This window comes from Bacillus sp. S/N-304-OC-R1 (assembly GCF_019749375.1).
GTDB lineage: Bacteria > Bacillota > Bacilli > Bacillales > Cytobacillaceae > Cytobacillus.
The window spans coordinates 229,145-249,031 of record NZ_JACWFE010000001.1 but is presented as its reverse complement, the minus strand read 5'-3'; the positions used below and the strand labels follow the sequence as shown (position 1 = coordinate 249,031).

20 protein-coding genes are annotated in these 19,887 nt (G+C 37.1%); 18 read left to right on the top strand and 2 right to left on the bottom strand.

From position 1 onward, the window contains the following. Positions 1 to 17: 17 nt before the first annotated feature. Complete coding sequence (locus H0173_RS01240) at positions 18 to 206, bottom strand: hypothetical protein (RefSeq protein ID WP_221844098.1); 189 nt, start codon at positions 204 to 206, stop codon at positions 18 to 20. A 350-nt stretch (positions 207 to 556) separates the two neighbouring features. On the opposite strand from H0173_RS01240, the gene ltaS reads away from it, so the two are divergent. The 6 genes from ltaS (at position 557) to H0173_RS01210 (ending at position 7,009) form a co-directional block, all read left to right on the top strand. After that, complete coding sequence (gene ltaS, locus H0173_RS01235; protein ID WP_221844775.1) at positions 557 to 2,500, top strand: lipoteichoic acid synthase; 1,944 nt, start codon at positions 557 to 559, stop codon at positions 2,498 to 2,500. A 150-nt stretch (positions 2,501 to 2,650) separates the two neighbouring features. After that, positions 2,651 to 2,884, top strand: a complete 234-nt coding sequence (locus H0173_RS01230) for a group-specific protein (RefSeq protein WP_221844097.1) — start codon at positions 2,651 to 2,653, stop codon at positions 2,882 to 2,884. Between the two features lie 231 nt (positions 2,885 to 3,115). Next, a complete protein-coding gene (locus H0173_RS01225) occupies positions 3,116 to 3,802 on the top strand; it encodes a helix-turn-helix transcriptional regulator (protein WP_313770598.1) in 687 nt (228 codons plus the stop codon). 39 nt (positions 3,803 to 3,841) lie between these two features. Beyond that, positions 3,842 to 4,504, top strand: coding sequence for an L-serine ammonia-lyase, iron-sulfur-dependent subunit beta (sdaAB, locus tag H0173_RS01220; RefSeq protein WP_221844096.1), 663 nt, complete (start codon positions 3,842 to 3,844; stop codon positions 4,502 to 4,504). 36 nt (positions 4,505 to 4,540) lie between these two features. Then, entirely contained in the window at positions 4,541 to 5,416 is an 876-nt protein-coding gene (gene sdaAA / locus H0173_RS01215) for an L-serine ammonia-lyase, iron-sulfur-dependent, subunit alpha (protein ID WP_221844771.1), read from the top strand. 345 nt (positions 5,417 to 5,761) lie between these two features. After that, positions 5,762 to 7,009, top strand: coding sequence for an MFS transporter (locus H0173_RS01210; protein WP_260630967.1), 1,248 nt, complete (start codon positions 5,762 to 5,764; stop codon positions 7,007 to 7,009). A gap of 34 nt (positions 7,010 to 7,043) precedes the next feature. Here the strand turns inward: H0173_RS01210 and H0173_RS01205 are convergent, their stop codons facing one another. Further along, positions 7,044 to 8,417: a dipeptidase gene (locus H0173_RS01205; protein WP_221844095.1), complete on the bottom strand. Its 1,374-nt coding sequence runs from the start codon at positions 8,415 to 8,417 to the stop codon at positions 7,044 to 7,046. Between the two features lie 385 nt (positions 8,418 to 8,802). Between H0173_RS01205 and paaA the strand changes: the two genes are divergently transcribed. The 12 genes from paaA (at position 8,803) to H0173_RS01145 (ending at position 19,886) form a co-directional block, all read left to right on the top strand. Continuing rightward, positions 8,803 to 9,705 carry a 1,2-phenylacetyl-CoA epoxidase subunit PaaA gene (gene paaA, locus H0173_RS01200; RefSeq protein ID WP_313770597.1) on the top strand — a complete coding sequence of 301 codons (903 nt, stop codon included), beginning with the start codon at positions 8,803 to 8,805 and terminating at the stop codon, positions 9,703 to 9,705. 75 nt (positions 9,706 to 9,780) lie between these two features. Continuing rightward, complete coding sequence (gene paaB, locus H0173_RS01195; RefSeq protein WP_221844093.1) at positions 9,781 to 10,137, top strand: 1,2-phenylacetyl-CoA epoxidase subunit PaaB; 357 nt, start codon at positions 9,781 to 9,783, stop codon at positions 10,135 to 10,137. Further along, complete coding sequence (gene paaC / locus H0173_RS01190) at positions 10,124 to 10,939, top strand: 1,2-phenylacetyl-CoA epoxidase subunit PaaC (RefSeq protein WP_221844092.1); 816 nt, start codon at positions 10,124 to 10,126, stop codon at positions 10,937 to 10,939. Before paaB ends, paaC begins: the two co-directional genes overlap by 14 nt. Positions 10,940 to 11,070: 131 nt before the next feature. Next, a complete protein-coding gene (locus tag H0173_RS01185; RefSeq protein ID WP_221844091.1) occupies positions 11,071 to 11,379 on the top strand; it encodes an EthD family reductase in 309 nt (102 codons plus the stop codon). Beyond that, positions 11,372 to 12,151 carry an enoyl-CoA hydratase-related protein gene (locus H0173_RS01180; protein ID WP_221844090.1) on the top strand — a complete coding sequence of 260 codons (780 nt, stop codon included), beginning with the start codon at positions 11,372 to 11,374 and terminating at the stop codon, positions 12,149 to 12,151. The genes H0173_RS01185 and H0173_RS01180 overlap by 8 nt, the downstream gene beginning before the upstream one ends. A 175-nt stretch (positions 12,152 to 12,326) precedes the next feature. After that, the gene (paaX, locus tag H0173_RS01175; protein WP_221844089.1) at positions 12,327 to 13,202 is read left to right on the top strand and encodes a phenylacetic acid degradation operon negative regulatory protein PaaX; all 876 of its coding nucleotides are present in this window, start codon (positions 12,327 to 12,329) and stop codon (positions 13,200 to 13,202) included. Between the two features lie 307 nt (positions 13,203 to 13,509). Then, positions 13,510 to 14,532 (top strand): ABC transporter substrate-binding protein, encoded by a 1,023-nt coding sequence (locus H0173_RS01170; RefSeq protein ID WP_221844088.1) that lies wholly within the window; start codon positions 13,510 to 13,512, stop codon positions 14,530 to 14,532. Between the two features lie 18 nt (positions 14,533 to 14,550). Then, on the top strand, positions 14,551 to 15,564 hold the full coding sequence (locus H0173_RS01165) for an ABC transporter permease (protein WP_221844087.1): 1,014 nt from the start codon (positions 14,551 to 14,553) through the stop codon (positions 15,562 to 15,564). Beyond that, entirely contained in the window at positions 15,557 to 16,351 is a 795-nt protein-coding gene (locus H0173_RS01160) for an ABC transporter ATP-binding protein (protein WP_221844086.1), read from the top strand. Before H0173_RS01165 ends, H0173_RS01160 begins: the two co-directional genes overlap by 8 nt. Before the next feature lie 269 nt (positions 16,352 to 16,620). Continuing rightward, positions 16,621 to 17,727: a Leu/Phe/Val dehydrogenase gene (locus tag H0173_RS01155; RefSeq protein WP_221844085.1), complete on the top strand. Its 1,107-nt coding sequence runs from the start codon at positions 16,621 to 16,623 to the stop codon at positions 17,725 to 17,727. 96 nt (positions 17,728 to 17,823) lie between these two features. Further along, positions 17,824 to 18,894: a pyruvate dehydrogenase (acetyl-transferring) E1 component subunit alpha gene (pdhA, locus tag H0173_RS01150; protein WP_221844084.1), complete on the top strand. Its 1,071-nt coding sequence runs from the start codon at positions 17,824 to 17,826 to the stop codon at positions 18,892 to 18,894. After that, positions 18,891 to 19,886 (top strand): alpha-ketoacid dehydrogenase subunit beta, encoded by a 996-nt coding sequence (locus H0173_RS01145; protein WP_221844083.1) that lies wholly within the window; start codon positions 18,891 to 18,893, stop codon positions 19,884 to 19,886. Before pdhA ends, H0173_RS01145 begins: the two co-directional genes overlap by 4 nt. Position 19,887 lies beyond the last annotated feature (1 nt).

Genomic DNA, 19,887 nt, shown 5'->3' with positions numbered 1-19,887 from the left:
CTCCCATATATTTATTCTTATCTTTTTCCGATTAGAGCTTTGACTCCAAGGTATAGTAAAGCTAATGAAAAGACAATAACGGCAATTCCACCTAGAATGTGGAAAAAACTAGCAATTACTGGTGTGATAACAGCTGAAACCGGTACTTTAATTAAGGCAAAGCCTGCTAATATACAAGCTAAATACAGTAAAGTTAATGGATGCATTAAAGTAATCCCTCCTTTACTACAAAATATGTATAAAAAGAGGTTTTTGTTTGGGTTTCAAAGCAAAAAGTATTGGGTAAAGTTTATGTATTGATAGGTTTTGTGCAAGTAATTCTATAAGAAGGTTTTAAAATTTTTTGAAGAATTTTGCTGAAATAGCACTAAAAATATATAATGAATACTTGTTTAACTTTTTTTTTATTTGTGTTATAGTAGTTTACGTTCAACAACTCATTAACTAATTGACCACGAATATTTATCTTATAAACTTAGCGATTGCTAAGTTTTTCTGATTTCTACAATGTGAGGTGTGAATTATGAAAAAAGTATTTGCTTTAACAAAAGACTTAATGAAAGAAAAACGCATGAGGATCTTCGCCTTCATTGTTGTTCTTCTTTGGTTAAAAACATATGCTGCGTATAGAATTGAGTTTAGTTTAGGGATTGATAATAAGCTTCAAGAGTTTTTATTATTTTTAAATCCATTAAGTTCGGCACTATTATTTTTAGGAATTGCGTTGTTTTTTAAAGGCCGGCTTCAATCAGCACTTTTAATAACGATCAACTTCCTAATGTCGTTTTTATTATATGCAAATATTGTTTACTACAGATTTTTTAATGACTTTATTACAGTCCCAGTTGTGATGCAAACAAAAACAAATGGAGGTCAATTAGGAGAAAGTGCACTTTCATTAATGAGCCCTTTTGACATTCTTTACTTTATTGACACAATTATCCTTGCTGTTTTCGTCTTTAAAAAGTGGTACAACCCAGAGAAAACTGTTAGCAGAAAGCCTGCTAAATATGTAATTGCAGCAGCAATCCTAACTTTTATCATTAATCTTGGTTTAGCTGAAACTGATCGGCCAGAGCTGCTTACACGATCTTTCGATAGAAATTACCTAGTTAAGTACTTAGGAACTTATAATTTCTCAGTTTATGATGTGATTCAAAATGCGCAATCAGCAAGTCAAAGAGCTCTAGCGGATACAAATGATATAACAGAAGTTGAAAACTATATAAAGGCCAATTACGCTTCTCCTAATCCGAAATACTTCGGAAAGGCAAAAGGCATGAATGTGATTTATATTTCATTAGAATCACTTCAAACCTTTATCATTGACTACAAGCTAAATGGCCAAGAAGTAACTCCATTCTTAAACTCATTAGCTCATGATGGAAAAACCTTCTATTTTGATAATATTATTAACCAAACTGGCCAAGGAAAAACATCAGATGCTGAGTTTATTATGGAAAATTCTTTATACCCAATGTCTCAAGGGTCTGTTTTCGTAACAAAAGCTCAAAATACGCTTCAGGCTGCACCAGCAATTTTAAAAACACATGGATATACTTCAGCAGCTTTTCATGGAAACTATAAAACATTCTGGAACCGAAATGAAATGTATCGTTCTTTAGGATATGATCAATTTTTCGATGCAGAATACTATGATATGAGTGAAGAAAATACAAAGAACTATGGTATGAAGGATAAGCCGTTCTTTGCGGAATCAATGCCAATGTTAGAAAGTTTGCCACAGCCTTTCTATACTAAATTTATTACTTTATCAAATCACTTCCCATTTAAAATGGATGATGGAGATACTGATTTCCCAGCAGCTGAAACAGATGATAAAGTGGTTAATCAGTACTTCCAGTCTGCTCATTATATGGACCAAGCAATCGAGCAGTTCTTTAATGACCTTAAGAAATCTGGATTGTATGATAACACTGTAATTGTTATGTATGGTGATCATTATGGTATTTCTGAAAATCATAATGACGCAATGGCTCAAATTATCGGAAAAGATATTACACCTTTTGAATATGCAAGAAATCTTCAAAGAGTCCCAGTATTTATTCATGTACCGGGTGTAGATGGCGGAGCACAGCATCAGATTGGTGGCCAAGTGGACGTTCGCCCAACATTGCTGCACTTACTTGGAATTGATACGAAAGATTATTTAGAAATCGGTTCAGATCTTCTATCTGAGAAGCACCGTGAAATTGTTCCTTTCCGAAATGGCGATTTCGTGTCTCCTAAATATACACAAGTAGATGAAAAATGCTATTCTAATGAGACTGGTGAACTTGTTGATGGTGCAGGATGTGCACCTTTAGCAGAAAAGGTAAAACAAGAGCTTCAAATGTCAGATGAAATTGTATATAAAGATTTACTAAGATTTTATAAGCCTGATGGCTTTGTACCAATTAACAGAAATGATTACCAGTATATAAAGAAAGAAATTCCTGTTCCGAATGAAACAGGGACCAAAACTGGAGCTGTCGAATAATGGAAAGAGAGCGAAGAGATGATCTTCGCTCTTTTTTTATTTCTAGAAAATAATATTATTATGTAAACTAATGGAGCTGTCAAATATTAGACTAATGTGTGATCACCGTGTACAATAAATGTAAATTGTTACCTGACAGGAGGAATATTTATGAGCGAGTGCAAATTGGATCATTCACATGACGATGTAAGGCAGAAGTACGAGCAGCAAGAGGATTATTTGCCTAAAGATATGGTTCCTCTTTTTGAAAGCTTTTTTGGAAAAGAACATACTCAAGAATTATTGAATGATGTGTTTCATTTACTAAAGAAATATGATCTGTCCACAGAAGATGAAAAAGAAAAACGGAATAATCGACTATATTTAGTACTAAAGAATGTATAGAAACCATCGCTTTTTGGCTATGGTTTTTTTGCTTGAAAGATAAATCCTAAACCGCCTGTGACATCCTTGGCAGAATCGGTAAATAATTGAATAATAATCTTAAAGAAGACTTCAATTATAGGAGTCTTCTTTTTTTTGCTATTACAAAAATTTTGTAGCTATTAAAATATTATTTTAACTAAAGAATTTTTGTGATATGATGAATTTATAATTGTAATGCTTGAAAAGGATGTGGCAGAATTGAAGGAATCTAATCGGCCAATCTTTGATTTAGCCATTCGTACAGCTGATATGCTTGTAAAAATGTTTGGTTCACGCTGTGAAGTGGCAGTTCATGATTTCTCAGATTTGAAAAGATCGCTAATACATCTGGCAGGGAGTGTAACGGGAAGAAAAATTGGCTCTCCTATTACAGATTTAGTATTAAATGAGCTTGCAAAGAAGGATCACGATATAGAAGATATTCCTAGTTATAAAACACAGTCGAATAAAGGAAATGTCATGAAATCAGCAACTATTTTCCTTCGTGATATACACGGGAAAATAATTGGTGCCTTATGTATTAATTATGATATTAGCTTGTTAATGCAATTTGGAGGAGAAATAGAGGAATTTATCAGATTCGATGATCACCAGCATTCAAAATCCGAAAACTTCTTTACATCTGTACAAGAAGTAATTCATGAAATGGTCGAACAGGTTCTGGTCGGATTTAAGAAAGCGCCTTCATTAATGACACTTGATGAAAAAGTGGAATGTGTTCGTCAATTAGAAGAAAAAGGCACCTTTTTAATAAAAGGAGCAACTGATTATGTGGCATCTGTGCTAGGTGTCTCCAAATTTACGGTTTATAATTATCTGCAAAAAATAAGAACGATAAATGAATTTCAACAAGAAGACCTTGCAGAACATAAATAAATTACTACTCATATATTACGAAAAAAAGGAGCTTATGAAATGAAATATAGATCGGCTTTTGACATTATTGGACCAGTTATGATTGGTCCATCAAGCTCTCATACAGCAGGTGCCGCAAGAATTGGCCGTGTAGCCCGAACATTATTTAATCGTTTGCCAAAGAAAGCAGTAATCTCCCTTTATGGATCATTTGCCAAGACGTATAAAGGGCATGGAACAGATGTGGCCATTGTTGGAGGCTTGCTGGACTTTGATACATTTGATGAACGAATTCCAAAATCTCTGGAACTTGCAGCAGAAGCGGGAATGGAGATTATATTTTCCGTGGAGGATATGGTTCCAGAACATCCAAATACAGTTCGAATTAATTTATATGATGAAAATGGCGAGATAGAGGTTGTTGGAATATCGATTGGCGGAGGTACAATCGAAATCACGGAGCTTAATTCATTTAAGCTTAAACTGTCTGGTGAACATCCAGCTATTCTTGTTGTCCATAACGATCAGTTTGGCGTTATTTCTGCAGTGACAAAGATTTTTGCTAATCATGAAATAAATATTGGTCATATGGAAGTATCTAGGAAAGAAAAAGGAAAAATGGCTCTAATGGTTATTGAGGTAGATCAGAAAATCAATCAAGAAGTGATTGGAGAAATCGAGAAAGTTCCGAATGTAACACAGATTATCAGAATGGTTGATTAATAGAAACAGCTGGGAATTAGGGGTGGAATAATGATATTGTTTAGAAATGTAGCGGAGCTTATTGAACTTGCTGAAAATAAGGGAGTAAAAATAGCTGAAATTATGATCCAGCAGGAAATCGAAGTGACGGGTCTTTCAAGAGAGGAAATTATTGCAAAGATGGACCGTAATTTAACGGTTATGGAACAGGCAGTCGAACGGGGATTAAAAGGAGTAACGTCCGTTTCAGGATTAACAGGCGGGGATGCAGTTCTTCTTCAAAATTATATTAAAAGCGGTAAAGCATTATCTGGTCATATTTTGCTTGATGCAGTAAGTAAAGCAGTGGCAACAAATGAAGTGAATGCGGCAATGGGAACAATTTGTGCAACACCAACTGCTGGCTCAGCAGGTGTTGTTCCTGGTACGTTATTTGCAGTAAAAGAAGTTTTAAATCCAACTAGAATGGAAATGATTGAATTTCTGTTTACCGCAGCGGCTTTCGGCTTTGTTGTTGCAAACAATGCTTCTATCTCAGGTGCAGCTGGGGGCTGTCAGGCAGAGGTTGGATCTGCTAGTGGAATGGCGGCAGCTTCTATTGTTGAACTTGCTGGCGGAACGCCAAGCCAGGCTGCTGAAGCAATGGCTATTACATTGAAAAACATGCTTGGTTTAGTGTGTGACCCAGTGGCTGGACTAGTAGAGGTTCCATGTGTTAAGAGAAATGCAATGGGCGCTTCTAATGCGATGACTGCTGCAGATATGGCGCTTGCCGGCATTAAGAGCCGTATTCCATGTGATGAAGTTATTCATGCTATGTTCCTTATCGGACAAACAATGCCATCCGCTTTAAGAGAAACAGCAGAAGGCGGTCTAGCAGCAACTCCAACAGGACGCAGATTGGAAGCTGAAATTTTTGGCAAGAACAATTAATCAATCATTTAGATGACCTGGATATACTTTTATCCAGGTTTATTTTTTTGCATAAAATTAAACTTAAAAACATTTATGACCTATTACAACAATGGAATGTAAATGTAAGTGAATTTTCAAAGCTTCTATTTATGACCGGTGGTAGGCGTAAGGAAATTTAAAAGGTGGGACTCTCTTTAAAAAATAATTCTCTTCTTTTGTGATTTTGATATGAAAATTAAAATTTTTAAAAACTGCATTATCCCTATTGCAACTTAATAAGAGAGGGATTATGATAACTTAAGAAAAATATTTAGTATGTCGAAATATACAGTTTCATTGATGAATGAGGGAAGAGGAATATCTATGCCACAGGCCTATACCGCATTAAAATTAAATGAAAAGCTTAGTATTCGAAATGGGATTGCCACTACAATTGTTTTAAATATCAGTAATAATTATTTTCCCTTGTTTGCGATTAGCGTACTGGGTGCTACGAATTATCAGGTTGGATTGATCAGCTCTTTGCCCCAGTTTGTGGGAATGTTTGCAATGTTAGCTGGTTCAATCATATTGAACCGATTAGAAGAAAAGAAAAAGTTTACCGCGTACTCATTTTTAGCTGCTCGCCTGTTTCTCATTGCGATGTTTTTTGTCATATTTTTACCTGTTGAATATCGAAGCTGGGCATTTGTGCTTTTAGTTGGTTTCATGAATCTACCGGGTTCCTTTGCAAATTTGAGCTGGCAATCCTTTATTGGTGATTTAATTCCTGATCAGAGAAGAAGCGGATTTTTTAGTGATCGGAATAGAATTATGACTGTAGTAGGTATGATTTCAACGTTTCTAATAGGAATCCTGCTGCAGCAATTTGATAAAAGCAATGCTCTTCCATTTCAAATTCTTTTTGCTGCTGCCTTTCTATTTGGATTATTAGAATTCTATTATTTAATGAAACATGTAGAGAAAAAGACTGATAAGAAGAAAGAAATGAAGAAGTTTGATTTAGGGTTACATGTATATAAATATAAACCATTCGTATATTTTCTAGTTTGCAGCTTATTTTTTAATTTTGGCTGGCAAATGGCTTGGTCTTTATTTAGTATTTACCAAATTAAATATGCCGGGGCAACAGCCTTCTGGATTAGTTTATTTACTGTTTCAAATCAAATTGCCCAAATTGCAAGCTTTAAATGGTGGGGGAAAATGGCTGATAGGCATAGCAATGCAAAAATGCTGATATTAGTTTCGTTAGGAATGGCAAGCACGCCATTTCTTACTGTGCTCTCAACTAATTTAGTTTATCTTGTTATCGTAAATGCATCCTCTGGATTATTTGTTTCGGGTACAGTATTATTATTATTCAATCACCTGTTAGAAGTAACGAAGGAAGATAACCGAAGTCTCTGTATTGCGAATTATAATATATTGCTAGCCTTGGTCGCGTTTATTGCTCCTCAGTTTGGAGTTTTTCTGCTTGAAAATACGACTATGGACGCAGCTATGATTATTTCTACGATTTTAAGAGGTTCCAGTGCTATCTTTTTCTTCTTTATGTTTCTATATTTAAAAAAGCAAAAGCCTCTTTCTATTAATAAAAACATGCTAGGATAAGCAAAAGACGCCGTCAATAAACGGCGTCTTTCCTTTATAGTGACTTTTCAAGTTCAAACCAATAATAACAAAGTGTGTCAAGGCCTTTGTCGAAGTTTTCTAGATGGAAGTGCTCATTTGGTGCGTGGAAATTTTCATCAGGTAAGCCAAAGCCCATTAATACGACTGGCAGTTTTAAAATTTGATCGAATGCAGCCACAATTGGAATGGAACCGCCGCTTCGAGTATAAGAAGTTGGAACTCCATACACTTTTTCATATGAACGGCCAGCAGCCTGAATAGCTGGGTGATCAAAAGGAGTGACATATGGCGCACCTTTGTCAAAAAGAGAAATATTAACTTCTACACCAGCAGGCTTATTTTTTTCAATATGTAATTTTAAAAGGCTGACAATTTCATCAGGATCTTGATTAGGGACAAGACGGCATGTGATTTTTGCGGTTGCTTCAGAAGGAATGACTGTTTTAATTCCTTCACCTTGGAAACCTCCATATATACCGTTTACCTCTAGTGTTGGTCTTACCCATAATCTTTCTAATGTGGAATATCCCTTTTCACCGAATAATTCTGTGACTCCAGCTTGCTGCATGAAGCTTTCATCACTCATTTCCAATGCATCATAGGCTTGCTTTTCTTCATCAGTTAGAAGTTGAACCTTGTCATAAAATCCTTCTACAGTAATTTTTCCATCAATATCATGGAATGAATTCACCAGCTGAACAAGCGCATGAATAGGGTTTTGCACTGCTCCGCCGTATAGGCCAGAATGTAAGTCGCCTTTTGCACCTTTTATATCAATCTGCAATCCGCATAATCCTCTAAGTCCATAGCAAATAGTAGGCTTTCCTTTATCAATCATCCCCGTGTCAGAAATGACAATGACATCAGAAGCTAATAGCTCCTTGTTTTCTTCAACGAATAACGGGAGGTGAGGGCTGCCAATTTCTTCTTCACCTTCGATGCAGAATTTAAAGTTAACAGGGAGAGTTCCGGTTGTTTCCATGATGGCTTGGATAGCCTTTAAATGCATAAATACTTGACCCTTATCGTCAGAGGCACCGCGTGCATAAATTTTTTCATCTCTTATATCTGGTTGAAAGGGAGCAGTTTCCCATAAATGTAGGGGATCCACTGGTTGTACATCGTAATGGCCGTAAATGAGAACAGTCGGTTTTCCTTCTGCTTTTAGCCATTCTCCATAGACAACAGGATGACCTTTTGTCTCATAAATCTTAACATTTTCCATTCCTATATTTGATAGTGCATCAGCAGTCCATTTCGCAGCATTTTGAACATCGTCTTTATGATCTGGAAGAGCACTAATGCTTGGAATGGTTAAAAATTCGAAAAGTTCCTTAAGATGCTTCTCTCTATTTGTTTGCAGATAATCCAAAATTTCCTTTTTCATGTCATAACTTCCTCCATTTCTCCTATGTACATATTTAACCAACAAAATTGTATCTATTTAAATATAGCATAGGCTGGTTCTATTATAAAAAGGATAATCACTATTTTTTATTACTCGTTGAAAATGTATAAAATATAATTAAATAAAAATAAAAAATTTTCAGAAAACTAATTGACTTTTTACCATTTCCACGGTATCTTTGTGTTAAAAATATGACACATAATAAATAGAGCGGTAAATAAACGTTATATAAAAATACCACTAGATATAGATTTATTTTTATCATATGACGTTAGTAAACGTCAAAATTTTTTTGGGGGTGACTGTTTTGTCGGAAGCTATTTTTGGTGAGCTATTAACGGAAGAGGATAAATATGCTCATTTTATGAATCGAATATATGCCGGTGAAAAAATAGAGGCAGACGATTGGATGCCAGACGATTATCGCATCACGCTAATAAAATTAATTTCAATGCATGGAATAAGTGAAATAATGGGGGCATTGCCAGAAAAGGAATGGGTTCCAAAAGCGCCTTCTTTAAAAAGAAAGCTCGGTATTATGGCAAAGGTTCAGGATGAAATGGGACACGGGCAATTACTTTTAAGAGTCGCCGAAGATTTGATGAAGCCATTTGGTAAGACGCGGGAAGATATTATGCAAGATTTATTTAACGGAAGACTAAAATTTCATAATGTATTTCATATGGAAGCGCCGACCTGGGGTGATGCGGGATTAATTGGCTGGCTTGTTGATGGAGCGGCAATAATTTCACAAACTAATATGCTTGACGCTTCGTATGGACCATATGCACGGGCATTAAAAAGAATTTGCGCTGAGGAAGTTTTTCATGCACAGCATGGTGAGTCAATAATAATGGCATTGGCAGAAGGAACAAAGGAGCAAAGGGAGATGGTGCAGGATTCCATTAATCGTTGGTGGGAAGCACTCCTAATGTTTTTTGGCCCAGCAGATTCTACAACAACCGGTACTTCAAAACAAGATATAACGATCAAATATCGAATTCGGACAAAAACGAATGAAGAACTAAGACAGGATTTCTTTTCAAAATACATTCCTCGCGTATTATCCCTTGGATTAACATTGCCTGATGAAACGATGCACTATGATAATGAACAGCAAAAATGGATTTATCAGCAGCCTGATTGGTCACGCTTTAAAGAAATAGTTAAGAATAATGGACCAAAATCGAAAGAGCGATTAGAGCTGAGGCAAACCACATATGTTGAAAATCAATGGGTACGTGACGCACTAACTGGAGTGAAGTAACCTCACTAAAAGCATTTAAAAAGCTTCTTTACAGAAGACAGATGTCAAGAAATTATTAAGATTGGAGGAGACCTTTTGGCTAATGAAGGGTTTTATCAGGAATTCGAAGTGTTTAGTAAAAGAACCGATACATCCCCAATGCAATATCAATTTTCCTTGCTTGCTCCAAATCATGAGCTTGCACTCGTAATGGCACAGGAAAATTTCATGAGGAGAGAGCCAGTATCGGATATTTGGGTTGTTAAATCTTCGGAGATTCGAAAGATGTCCCCTGAAGAAAAACAATCATTAAAGCGGCTAGATAATAAGGATTATCGCAATACAAAGGGATATGGTTATTTACGAAAAAAATGGCGTCAATACGAACAAACAATGCTAGATGAAAAAGAAATTTTGTCTTGGGGAGGAGTGAAAAAAGGTGAACAAGAGTGATATTTCATCATTAGACTCTGCATATAAATCAGCATTAACAGCACTTTTATTTCAGCTTGCTGACGATGATTTCATTCTCGCTTATCGTGGGAGTGAATGGCTAGGGCTTGCTCCTCATATAGAGGAAGATGTTGCGTTTTCTTCCATTAGCCAAGACACAATGGGGCATGCGGCTATGTTTTATAAGCTGCTCGAAGATCTAGGTGAAGGGAATGTTGATGATTTAGCCCATTCTAGACCCGCTGAAGGCAGAAGGAATGCAGTACTTCTAGAAATGGTTAACGGTCCGGGTCACTATTTATCTCACCCTCGGTATGATTGGGCATTTGCAGTCGTGAGAAATTACTTCTATGTACAGTCAAAAAAAATCCGTATGGACTCCTTGAAAAACTCCGCATATGAGCCACTTTCACAAATCGCTATAAAAGTTAATATGGAGCTATTTTATCATCTGCTGCATTGGAAAACGTGGTTTATCCAGTTAATGAACGCTGGGGGTGAGTCGAGAAAAAGAATGGACGAGGCTATAAAAAAAGTATTTGATGACTTCGATGGTGTACTAACTCTAGGGCTAATGGGAAGCGAAATGAATAAACACGGATTAATAGAAAGCGAGGATACGCTAAAGCAAAGATGGAAATCGAGCATGGTTCCAATCTTTGAATCAGTTAATCTTTCGATGCCTGAATCATTCGGAATGAAGAGTGGAAATGGACGAATTGGTGAACACATAGAGGATTTGTCTGCTGCTCTAGCTGTTCTTTCTGAAGTTTACAACATAGATCCTGCTGCAAGCTGGTAGGATAAAGGGTTTTAATAAACTGAGTAAGATAATTGAAGATTTAGTTGAAGCGCTTCAGAAAGTGACTCTATATTAATTGTTGATTTAGAGATGGTTAATAAAAAATAAACAATAGGAAGGAAGAAAATAATATGGCAAAATTAATCGCTTTATACAAACATCCTGAAAATAAAGAGGCATTTGATAAGCATTATTTTGAAACACATGCTCCCCTTACTGCAAAAATCCCAGGTCTTCGAAACATGATAGTGACAAAAATTGTCGGGAGTCCAATGGGAGGAGAAGGAAAGTATTATTTAATGTGTGAAATGCAATATGACAGTATGGAAGCACTGCAAACAGCTATGAGAACAGATGAAGGGAAGGCTTCTGGCAAGGATGCCATGAAATTCGCTGGTGATCTAATAACCTTAATGATTGGTGAGGAAGTTGATGAGTAAAGTCTATGAATATATTGAAGCTGCCGTAGAAGGGAAGCTTGGATTCATAGCCTTAAACCGTCCAAAGGTGCTTAACGCCATCAATCGCCAAATGGTGTCGGAAATATTGTCGGTAATCGAAGAATTTGATGAACATGAAGAGGTTAAAGTCATTGTTTTGAGCGGGAATGGAAGAGCGTTCGCAGCAGGGGCCGATATTGATGAAATGGCTGCTGATCATGCTATAGATTTTGAGCTCCGCAACCAATTTAAAGATTGGGATCGTTTGGCAAGGATAAAGAAACCGATCATTGGAGCTGTGCAAGGGTTTGCATTAGGCGGTGGCTTTGAGTTGGCGCTTTGCTGTGATCTGCTTTATGCAGCAGACGATGCAGAATTTGGTTTCCCTGAAGTAAATCTGGGTGTTATGCCTGGAGCTGGTGGCACTCAAAGATTAACAAAGTTAGTCGGGAAAACAAAAGCGATGGAATGGCTATTTACCGGAAAACGAATCCTAGCAAGGGAAGCACTCCATTTTGGAATCGTCAATGGTTTGTTTGCTAAAGAAGTACTAATGGAGGAAACCTTAAAGATTGCTAGACACATAGCTGCTCAAGCACCGATCTCTATCAGATTAATTAAGGAATCGGTACTGAAAGCAGTGGATGCACCTATAGAAGAAGGCATGCATTTCGAACGGAAAAATTTCTATTTATTATTTTCAACTGAAGATCAGAAAGAAGGCATGAAGGCTTTTCAGGAAAAAAGAAAGCCAAATTTTAAAGGGAGATAAAGAGCAATTAAATTATCGCGAGCACTTTACCTTTAGGTGCTCGTCTCTTTGTTTGGGATAACAGACAAGGAATTAAAGATAGGATATTTATCAAAATATTATGTAGTTTTTTAGTTTAAAAGTATTAGGTATTTTTCTTAAATGGTTTTATAGTTGAAAAGAGGATTGAATTCAGTTGAATACTAGATCAATGATATTTACTTTATATGGCGATTATATTTCTCATTACGGAAGTAAAATTTGGATTGGAAGCTTAATTCGCTTATTAAGTGAATTCGGACATAATGATCAATCTGTTAGAGCTGCGATTTCTAGAATGAATAAGCAAGGATGGGTCCGGGCAGACAAGGTTGGTAACAAAAGCTACTATTCATTAACTGAGCGTGGACAAAATCGAATTGATGAAGCGGCAAAGAGAATATTTAAGCTAACACCGGAAAAATGGGACGGGCAATGGAGAATATTAATGTATACGATTCCTGAGGAAATCCGTACAGTTAGGGATGAACTTAGAAAAGAGCTTGTGTGGAGCGGTTTCGGCTCGTTATCTAATAGCTGTTGGATTTCAGCTAATAATCTTGAAAAACAAGTGATGGATTTAATAGAGAAATATAATATTTGCGAGTATGTTGATTTCTTTATTGCTACGTATACCGGTCCCCATGAGGATATCCGTATTATCGAAAAAAGCTGGAATCTAGAGGAGATCAATGCAAAATATCAAGCTTTCATTTCCGAATACAGTCAAAAATATATTATCGATAAAAATAAAATTCAAAAAGGTCATATGTCTGAAGCAGAATGCTTTGTAGAACGAGCAAAGCTTGTCCATGAATATAGAAAGTTTCTCTTTGTTGACCCAGGACTGCCGGAAGAATTATTACCAGAGAAATGGCTTGGTAGTTATGCTGCATCCCTTTTCAGTGATTATTACAAAGAACTAGCAGAGCCAGCCTCCCGCTTTTTTGAAAGTGTATTTAAAGACGGAAATGAGATTAAGCATAAAAATGTCAATTATGATGTGCTTGATCATCCCTATATAGTTGAATAGTAAAATACCATTCCATCCTTATAAAAGGAGAAGGGCTTATATTATAAGCATACTGAGTGTTGTATGCTTTTCTTCTTGCTTACATACTCATTATATATTAATCTAAATATATTAAATTTTTTGAATATTATTGACTATTTCCTTATTAAAATGATAATATAACGATATAATTACGATATCAATGTTATTTATCATATAAATTTAGATTTATAGTAAAGACCATTGGTAATGAATCTTTATACATAGGTAGTTCACGCTGCTATATAGCAGTGTTAAATATTTTATATAAAAGAGGGGGTTTTATGTAATGAAAAAGTCTTTTAAAGCGATGTCCTTTTTATTAGCAGCCGGGCTGCTAGTACTAGGCGGATGTGGAAAAGAGGCATCAAATGAACCATCAAATTCTTCAAAAGGAGAAAAGGTAGAAAAAAGCTATAAGATTGGTATTTCGCAATTTGTTGCGCATCCATCATTAGATGCTGCAACAGAAGGATTTAAAAAGGCGTTGCAAGATGAAGGTTTTATTGAAGGGGAAAATGTAGAATATAATTTTCAAAACGCTCAAGCAGACATGAATAATACGCAAACGATAGCCAATAACTTCGTTGGTGATAAGGTTGATCTGATTTTTGCTAATGCCACTCCGAGCGCAGTTAGTGCTCTTAATGCCACAAAAGATATTCCAATCTTATTTACATCTGTTACAGACCCGGTTGGGGCAGGTCTCGTGGAAGCATTCGATAAGCCGGGTGCTAATATAACAGGTACGACAGACAACCATCCAGAGGGTACTGCAAAAACGATCAATTTTATAACTGATGAAGCTGGTGCAAAGAAAATTGGAGTTATTTATAATGCAGGTGAGCAAAACTCAGAAGTGCAGGTAGCAGAAGTAAAAAAACTTGCTGAGGCGAAAGGTGCAAGTATCGTGGAAGCATCCGTTTCAACTTCTGCAGAAGTCAAACAGGCTACAGAATCTTTAGTTGGCAGAGTTGATGCTATTTATGTGCCTACAGATAATACAGTTGTTTCAGCTTTAGAATCGGTCATATCAGTTGCTAATAGTAAGAAGCTGCCGCTATTCGTTGGCGAACTTGACTCAATGAAACGCGGTGCGGTTGCAGCTAGTGGATTCAGTTATTATGACTTAGGCTACCAAACTGGAAAAATGGCAGCTGAAATTTTAAAAGGAAATAAAAAGCCATCTGAAATACCTGTAGAGCTTCCAAGCAGCCTAACTCTAATGATTAATAAAAAAGCGGCTGAAGAACAAGGTCTTGCAGTGAAGCAGGAGTGGGAGAAAATTGCAGAATTCTATGAAGGCGAATAATAGAGGGTGTGATTCTTAATGTTCACTGCAGTATTTGGAGCGTTTGAAGCTGGAATTATTTATGCAATCATGGCACTCGGAGTATATTTATCTTTCCGAGTGCTCGATTTTCCAGACTTAACGGTAGATGGAAGCTTTGTAACGGGTGCAGCTGTTTCTGCAACATTGATTGTTAGTGGTGTGAACCCATTTCTTGCAACTGTACTAGCATTAATTGCAGGATTTGCAGCAGGTTGTATAACAGGCGTCCTTCATACGTTTGGTAAAATCAATGCGCTTCTTTCGGGAATATTAATGATGATTGCACTCTATTCAATTAATCTCCGAATAATGGGGAAATCAAATGTTCCGCTGTTAAATACAGAAACAGCGATGACAAAAGTAAGAGACACATGGGATAAAACCGGGTTAGACTCCATTTTTAATAGCATTCTTTCCAGCGTTGGACTTGGGGATAGCCTGCCTAGGACATGGGGAATCTTAATCTTCATGATCATTGTTACCTTTATAATTAAATTCCTCACCGATAAGTTTTTGCAAACGGAAATTGGTCTTGCAATCAGAGCAACCGGTGACAACAAGAGAATGATTAGAAGTCTTTCTGCTAACACAAATTTAACGGTCATTCTAGGGCTCGGACTTGCAAACTCAATGGTTGCCTTTTCCGGAGCACTAATTGCTCAACAAGGCGGTTTTGCAGATGTTGGTATGGGTATTGGAATGATTATTATTGGTTTGGCTTCAGTTATTATTGGTGAGGCATTATTTGGCACAAAAACTATCGCCAGAACAACTCTTGCTGTAATCGGCGGTGCGATCATTTACCGAATTGTAGTAACGCTTGCTTTAAGGGTTGATTTCCTTGAACCTGGGGATATGAAGCTAATTACTGCTACTATTGTTATCCTAGCTCTAATAATGCCAAAAATCATTGACTCAACAAAAGAGAAGAAAAGGAAGGCAAGAAAACAGGCGGAAAGTTTGGCTTTAAGCAATATTCCTTCTGAAAGAAAGGGGGAGGCAGATGCTTGAGCTGAAATCTATTCATAAAGTATTTAATGAAGGGACACCTGATGAAAAAATTGCTCTAGATAAGATTAATTTAACTTTAAATAAAGGGGACTTTGTTACGGTTATTGGCAGTAATGGTGCGGGGAAATCCACGTTAATGAATATGATTTCCGGTGTTATGATTCCAGATGTTGGCTCTGTTGCGATTGACGGACAAAATGTCACGTTGATGTCGGAATATAATAGAGCTAAGCTAATCGGCAGAGTTTTTCAAGACCCAATGGCTGGTACTGCTCCGAGTATGACGATTGAAGAAAATTTAGCAATGGCATACTCCAGGAATAAAAAAAGAACGTTAAAAAAAGGGGTAACAAAGAAGCGGAAGGAATACTTCCAAGAGGTTCTTGAAACACTTCATCTTGGTTTAGAAAACCGTCTAACTGCAAAGGTTGGATTGCTGTCTGGAGGAGAAAGACAGGCTTTGTCGTTATTAATGGCTACCTTTACAGAACCTTCCATTCTCCTGCTTGATGAGCATACTGCAGCACTAGATCCTGCTAGAGCTGAGCTGATTACAAACTTAACGAAGGAAATTGTGGAAAAATATAATCTTACTACTCTTATGGTTACTCACAATATGCAGCAGGCGCTTGATTTAGGCAATCGATTAATTATGATGGATAAGGGACAAATCATTTTACAGGTTGACGAAGATCATAAAGGGAACCTGACAATTGAACAGCTGCTAAATGAGTTTCAGCGAATACGCGGTTCGAAAATGGCCAGCGACAGAGCACTTTTAACTTAATATTATTAGTAAAAGGATTAATTAGGAGTAATGCACTAATTAATCCTTTTTATCTGTAATATTAATAAAAAAATAGGGAATTTTTAAAGTTTTTACAATTTATTGACTATTCATTAAACGAAATGGTATTATATCGTTAAATAAACGTCATACATATTTATTGTATAAATCCTTTGAAGTGATCGAATAAAAGCAGTTTAAGGCAAGTCTATTGAACTACAATTAATTGCAAATGTAAGCGTTAACAAAATTGATAGGGGGAATGCTACATGAATATGTTTTCAAAGATAAGAGAACATGAACAGGTTGTATTTTGCAATGATGAATCCACAGGATTGAAAGCTATTATCGCGATCCATAGTACACAGCTTGGCCCTGCTCTTGGCGGCTGCAGGATGCTTCCTTATGCAAGCGAAGAAGAGGCGTTAGAAGATGTGCTCAGACTTTCCAAGGGAATGACCTATAAATGTGCAGCTGCAGATGTAGATTTTGGTGGCGGAAAGGCAGTAATTATCGGGGATCCGAATAAAGATAAAACTCCTGAACTTTTCCGTGCATTTGGCCAATTTGTAGAATCATTAAATGGACGTTTTTATACGGGAACAGATATGGGAACAACTCCAGAGGATTTCATACATGCTTTAAGGGAAACAAATTGTATAGTCGGAGTGGATGAGGCATATGGTGGAAGCGGAGACTCTTCTATACCTACCGCTCAAGGAGTTATTTATGGGATTCAGGCAACTAATAAAGTGTTAACAGGGTCTGATGATCTCAGCGGCAAAAGCTATGCGATTCAGGGTCTGGGGAAAGTGGGATATAAGGTTGCGGAAAGACTGCTTGAGGAGGGCGCAGATTTATATGTCACAGATATTAATCACATAGCAATTGATAAGCTGCTTTCAAAAGCTAAAGCATTAGGCTCAGGTGTAAAAGTATTATCAGGTAATGAAATTTATGAAGCTAACGCTGATATTTTTATCCCGTGTGCAATGGGTGGAATCATAAATGACGAAACGATTGAACAGTTATCTGTTAAAGCGGTTGTAGGTTCAGCAAATAACCAGCTTTTAGAGCTTCATCATGCCCAAATGCTAAAGGAAAAAGGCATTCTGTTTGCCCCTGATTATATTGTAAACTCTGGAGGGCTCATACAAGTGGCTGATGAGTTATATACTCCTAATAAAGATAGAGTTATGCAAAAAACAAAAGCGATTTATAATTCCCTTCTTTATATTTACGAATATGCAAATGCTGAAGGAATTACAACCGTTGAGGCAGCTAATCAATTTTGTGAAAAGCGGATTGAAGCAAGATCCCGCCGGAATAGCTTCTTTTCTCATATGAAACGTCCAAAGTGGGCAGTTAGGACATAATTTTTTTGAGACAATAACACCATTGACAATGTGTTTATGAAGTCATTTCAAATTTTAAAAAATGGATTTAAATAAATTTAAAGTAAGGGTGAGGAAATGGAAAGAGAATTTCCTATTCTGCAAATAATGGATCAAAACGGAAAAATAACAGATTCAGAGTATAGGGAAAAAATCACCGAAGATTTGGTCAAATCATTCTATGTGCAGCTTGTCAGAATACGGCTGTTTGATCGTAAAGCTGTTAGCCTTCAGCGACAAGGGAGAATCGGTACATATGCACCCTTTGAAGGGCAGGAAGCTTCACAGGCGGGAAGCGCCCTAGCATTACAGCCATCAGATTGGATGTTCCCGACGTATCGTGATCATGGAGCTGCCTATGTGTTTGGACATTCTTTAAAAAATATTCTTTTATTTTGGAATGGACGAAATGAAGGCTGTGTGCCGCCCCCTGGAAAAAAGATATTTCCGCCTGGAATTCCGATTGCTACACAAATTCCTCATGCCGTTGGCGCTGCCTTGGCTGAAAAGAAAAAGGGCACAAAGCATGCAGCTATCGCCTATTTTGGAGATGGTGCAACTTCAGAAGGAGATTTCCATGAAGGGCTGAATTTTGCAAGCGTTTTTAAAGCGCCGGTTGTTTTCTTTAATCAAAATAATAAATACGCCATCTCTGTCCCGATTGAAAAGCAAATGAATTCGAAGACGATTGCACAAAAGGCTTTAGCTTACAATATTCCAGGTGTCCGAATCGATGGCAATGATGTGTTTATCGTTTATTTTGAAACGTTGAAGGCTTTAGAGAGAGCGAGAAATGGAGATGGACCGACATTGATTGAAGCTATTACTTGGCGGTATGGTGCACATACGACGGCTGATGATCCATCGAAATATCGCTGCCAGACAGAGAGCAATAATCGCAGAACAGAAACAGATCCGATTCTCCGACTTGAAAGATGGATGAAAAACGAAGGAATATATGATGAGAACTGGGTTCGTGAAATTGAAAAACAAGCTGTAGAAGAAATCGAAAAAGCTGTAGCGGAAATGGAAGCTTTTCCTTCAGCTAATCCAGCTGATATTTTTGATCACGTCTTCGCAGAACCGACATGGCAAATTTCCCAGCAAAAAGAAGAGTATCTTAGATTTATAGGAGGGGAAGGGAGATGAGTACAGCAGTAAAAACAAAAACATTAACACTTATTGGAGCGATTACCGATGCCCTGGACATAATGCTAAATGATAAACCTGAAGTGCTGCTGTTAGGTGAGGACATCGGCAAAAATGGCGGTGTTTTTCGTGCAACTGATGGATTGCAGGCAAAGTATGGAGAGGATCGCGTGATGGATACCCCTTTAAGTGAAGCTGGCTTTGTTGGGGCAGGAGTAGGTTTAGCCGTTAATGGTTTCTTGCCTGTTATTGAAATTCAATTTCTCAGCTTTATTTATCCTGCCTATGAGCAAATAATGACTCATGTATCCAGACTTAGAATGAGAACGATGGGCCATTTTACCGTCCCTATGGTTATTCGAGCTCCATATGGAGCAGGAGTTAGAGCACCTGAAATACATTGTGATAGCCCAGAAGCGATTTTTACACATATGCCAGGAATTAAGGTTGTTTGTCCATCAAGTCCTTATGATGCCAAAGGTCTGCTTATTGCTGCAATTGAGGATCCAGATCCTGTTTTGTTTATGGAACCGATGAGGTGCTATCGCTCTGGAAGAGAAGAAGTTCCAGAAGGAAAATACACCATTGAGATTGGAAAAGGGAAAAAATTGCTTGATGGTGATGATGTTTCAATTATTACCTGGGGAGCAATGATTCCTATTGTTATGAAAGCAGCAAACGAGATGAAGGAACAGGGAGTTCACTGTGATGTCATTGACCTAAGGACGCTGTACCCGATTGATAAAGAGATCATTGCTGAATCAGTACAAAAAACGGGTAGGACTATCATCGTTCATGAAGCTCATGCAACAGGCGGAGTTGGAAATGATGTTTTAGCTATTATTAATGATACTTCATTTTTATACCAAAAGGCTCCAGTTGAAAGAGTAACAGGCTTTGACACTCCAGTTCCGTATTTTGGATTTGAGGATCATTATTTACCAACAGCAGAACGAGTAAAGTTTGCGATAAAAAAAGTAATTTCGTTTTAGG

Bases quoted from the DNA above. Each gene is read 5' to 3' on its own strand.
- H0173_RS01240 (WP_221844098.1), bottom strand. From the start codon at position 206: ATGCATCCATTAACTTTACTGTATTTAGCTTGTATATTAGCAGGCTTT.
- ltaS (WP_221844775.1), top strand. From the start codon at position 557: ATGAAAGAAAAACGCATGAGGATCTTCGCCTTCATTGTTGTTCTTCTT.
- H0173_RS01230 (WP_221844097.1), top strand. From the start codon at position 2,651: ATGAGCGAGTGCAAATTGGATCATTCACATGACGATGTAAGGCAGAAG.
- sdaAB (WP_221844096.1), top strand. From the start codon at position 3,842: ATGAAATATAGATCGGCTTTTGACATTATTGGACCAGTTATGATTGGT.
- H0173_RS01210 (WP_260630967.1), top strand. From the start codon at position 5,762: ATGCCACAGGCCTATACCGCATTAAAATTAAATGAAAAGCTTAGTATT.
- H0173_RS01205 (WP_221844095.1), bottom strand. From the start codon at position 8,417: ATGAAAAAGGAAATTTTGGATTATCTGCAAACAAATAGAGAGAAGCAT.
- paaA (WP_313770597.1), top strand. From the start codon at position 8,803: ATGAATCGAATATATGCCGGTGAAAAAATAGAGGCAGACGATTGGATG.
- H0173_RS01185 (WP_221844091.1), top strand. From the start codon at position 11,071: ATGGCAAAATTAATCGCTTTATACAAACATCCTGAAAATAAAGAGGCA.
- H0173_RS01180 (WP_221844090.1), top strand. From the start codon at position 11,372: ATGAGTAAAGTCTATGAATATATTGAAGCTGCCGTAGAAGGGAAGCTT.
- H0173_RS01170 (WP_221844088.1), top strand. From the start codon at position 13,510: ATGAAAAAGTCTTTTAAAGCGATGTCCTTTTTATTAGCAGCCGGGCTG.
- H0173_RS01165 (WP_221844087.1), top strand. From the start codon at position 14,551: ATGTTCACTGCAGTATTTGGAGCGTTTGAAGCTGGAATTATTTATGCA.
- H0173_RS01160 (WP_221844086.1), top strand. From the start codon at position 15,557: ATGCTTGAGCTGAAATCTATTCATAAAGTATTTAATGAAGGGACACCT.
- H0173_RS01155 (WP_221844085.1), top strand. From the start codon at position 16,621: ATGAATATGTTTTCAAAGATAAGAGAACATGAACAGGTTGTATTTTGC.
- pdhA (WP_221844084.1), top strand. From the start codon at position 17,824: ATGGAAAGAGAATTTCCTATTCTGCAAATAATGGATCAAAACGGAAAA.
- H0173_RS01145 (WP_221844083.1), top strand. From the start codon at position 18,891: ATGAGTACAGCAGTAAAAACAAAAACATTAACACTTATTGGAGCGATT.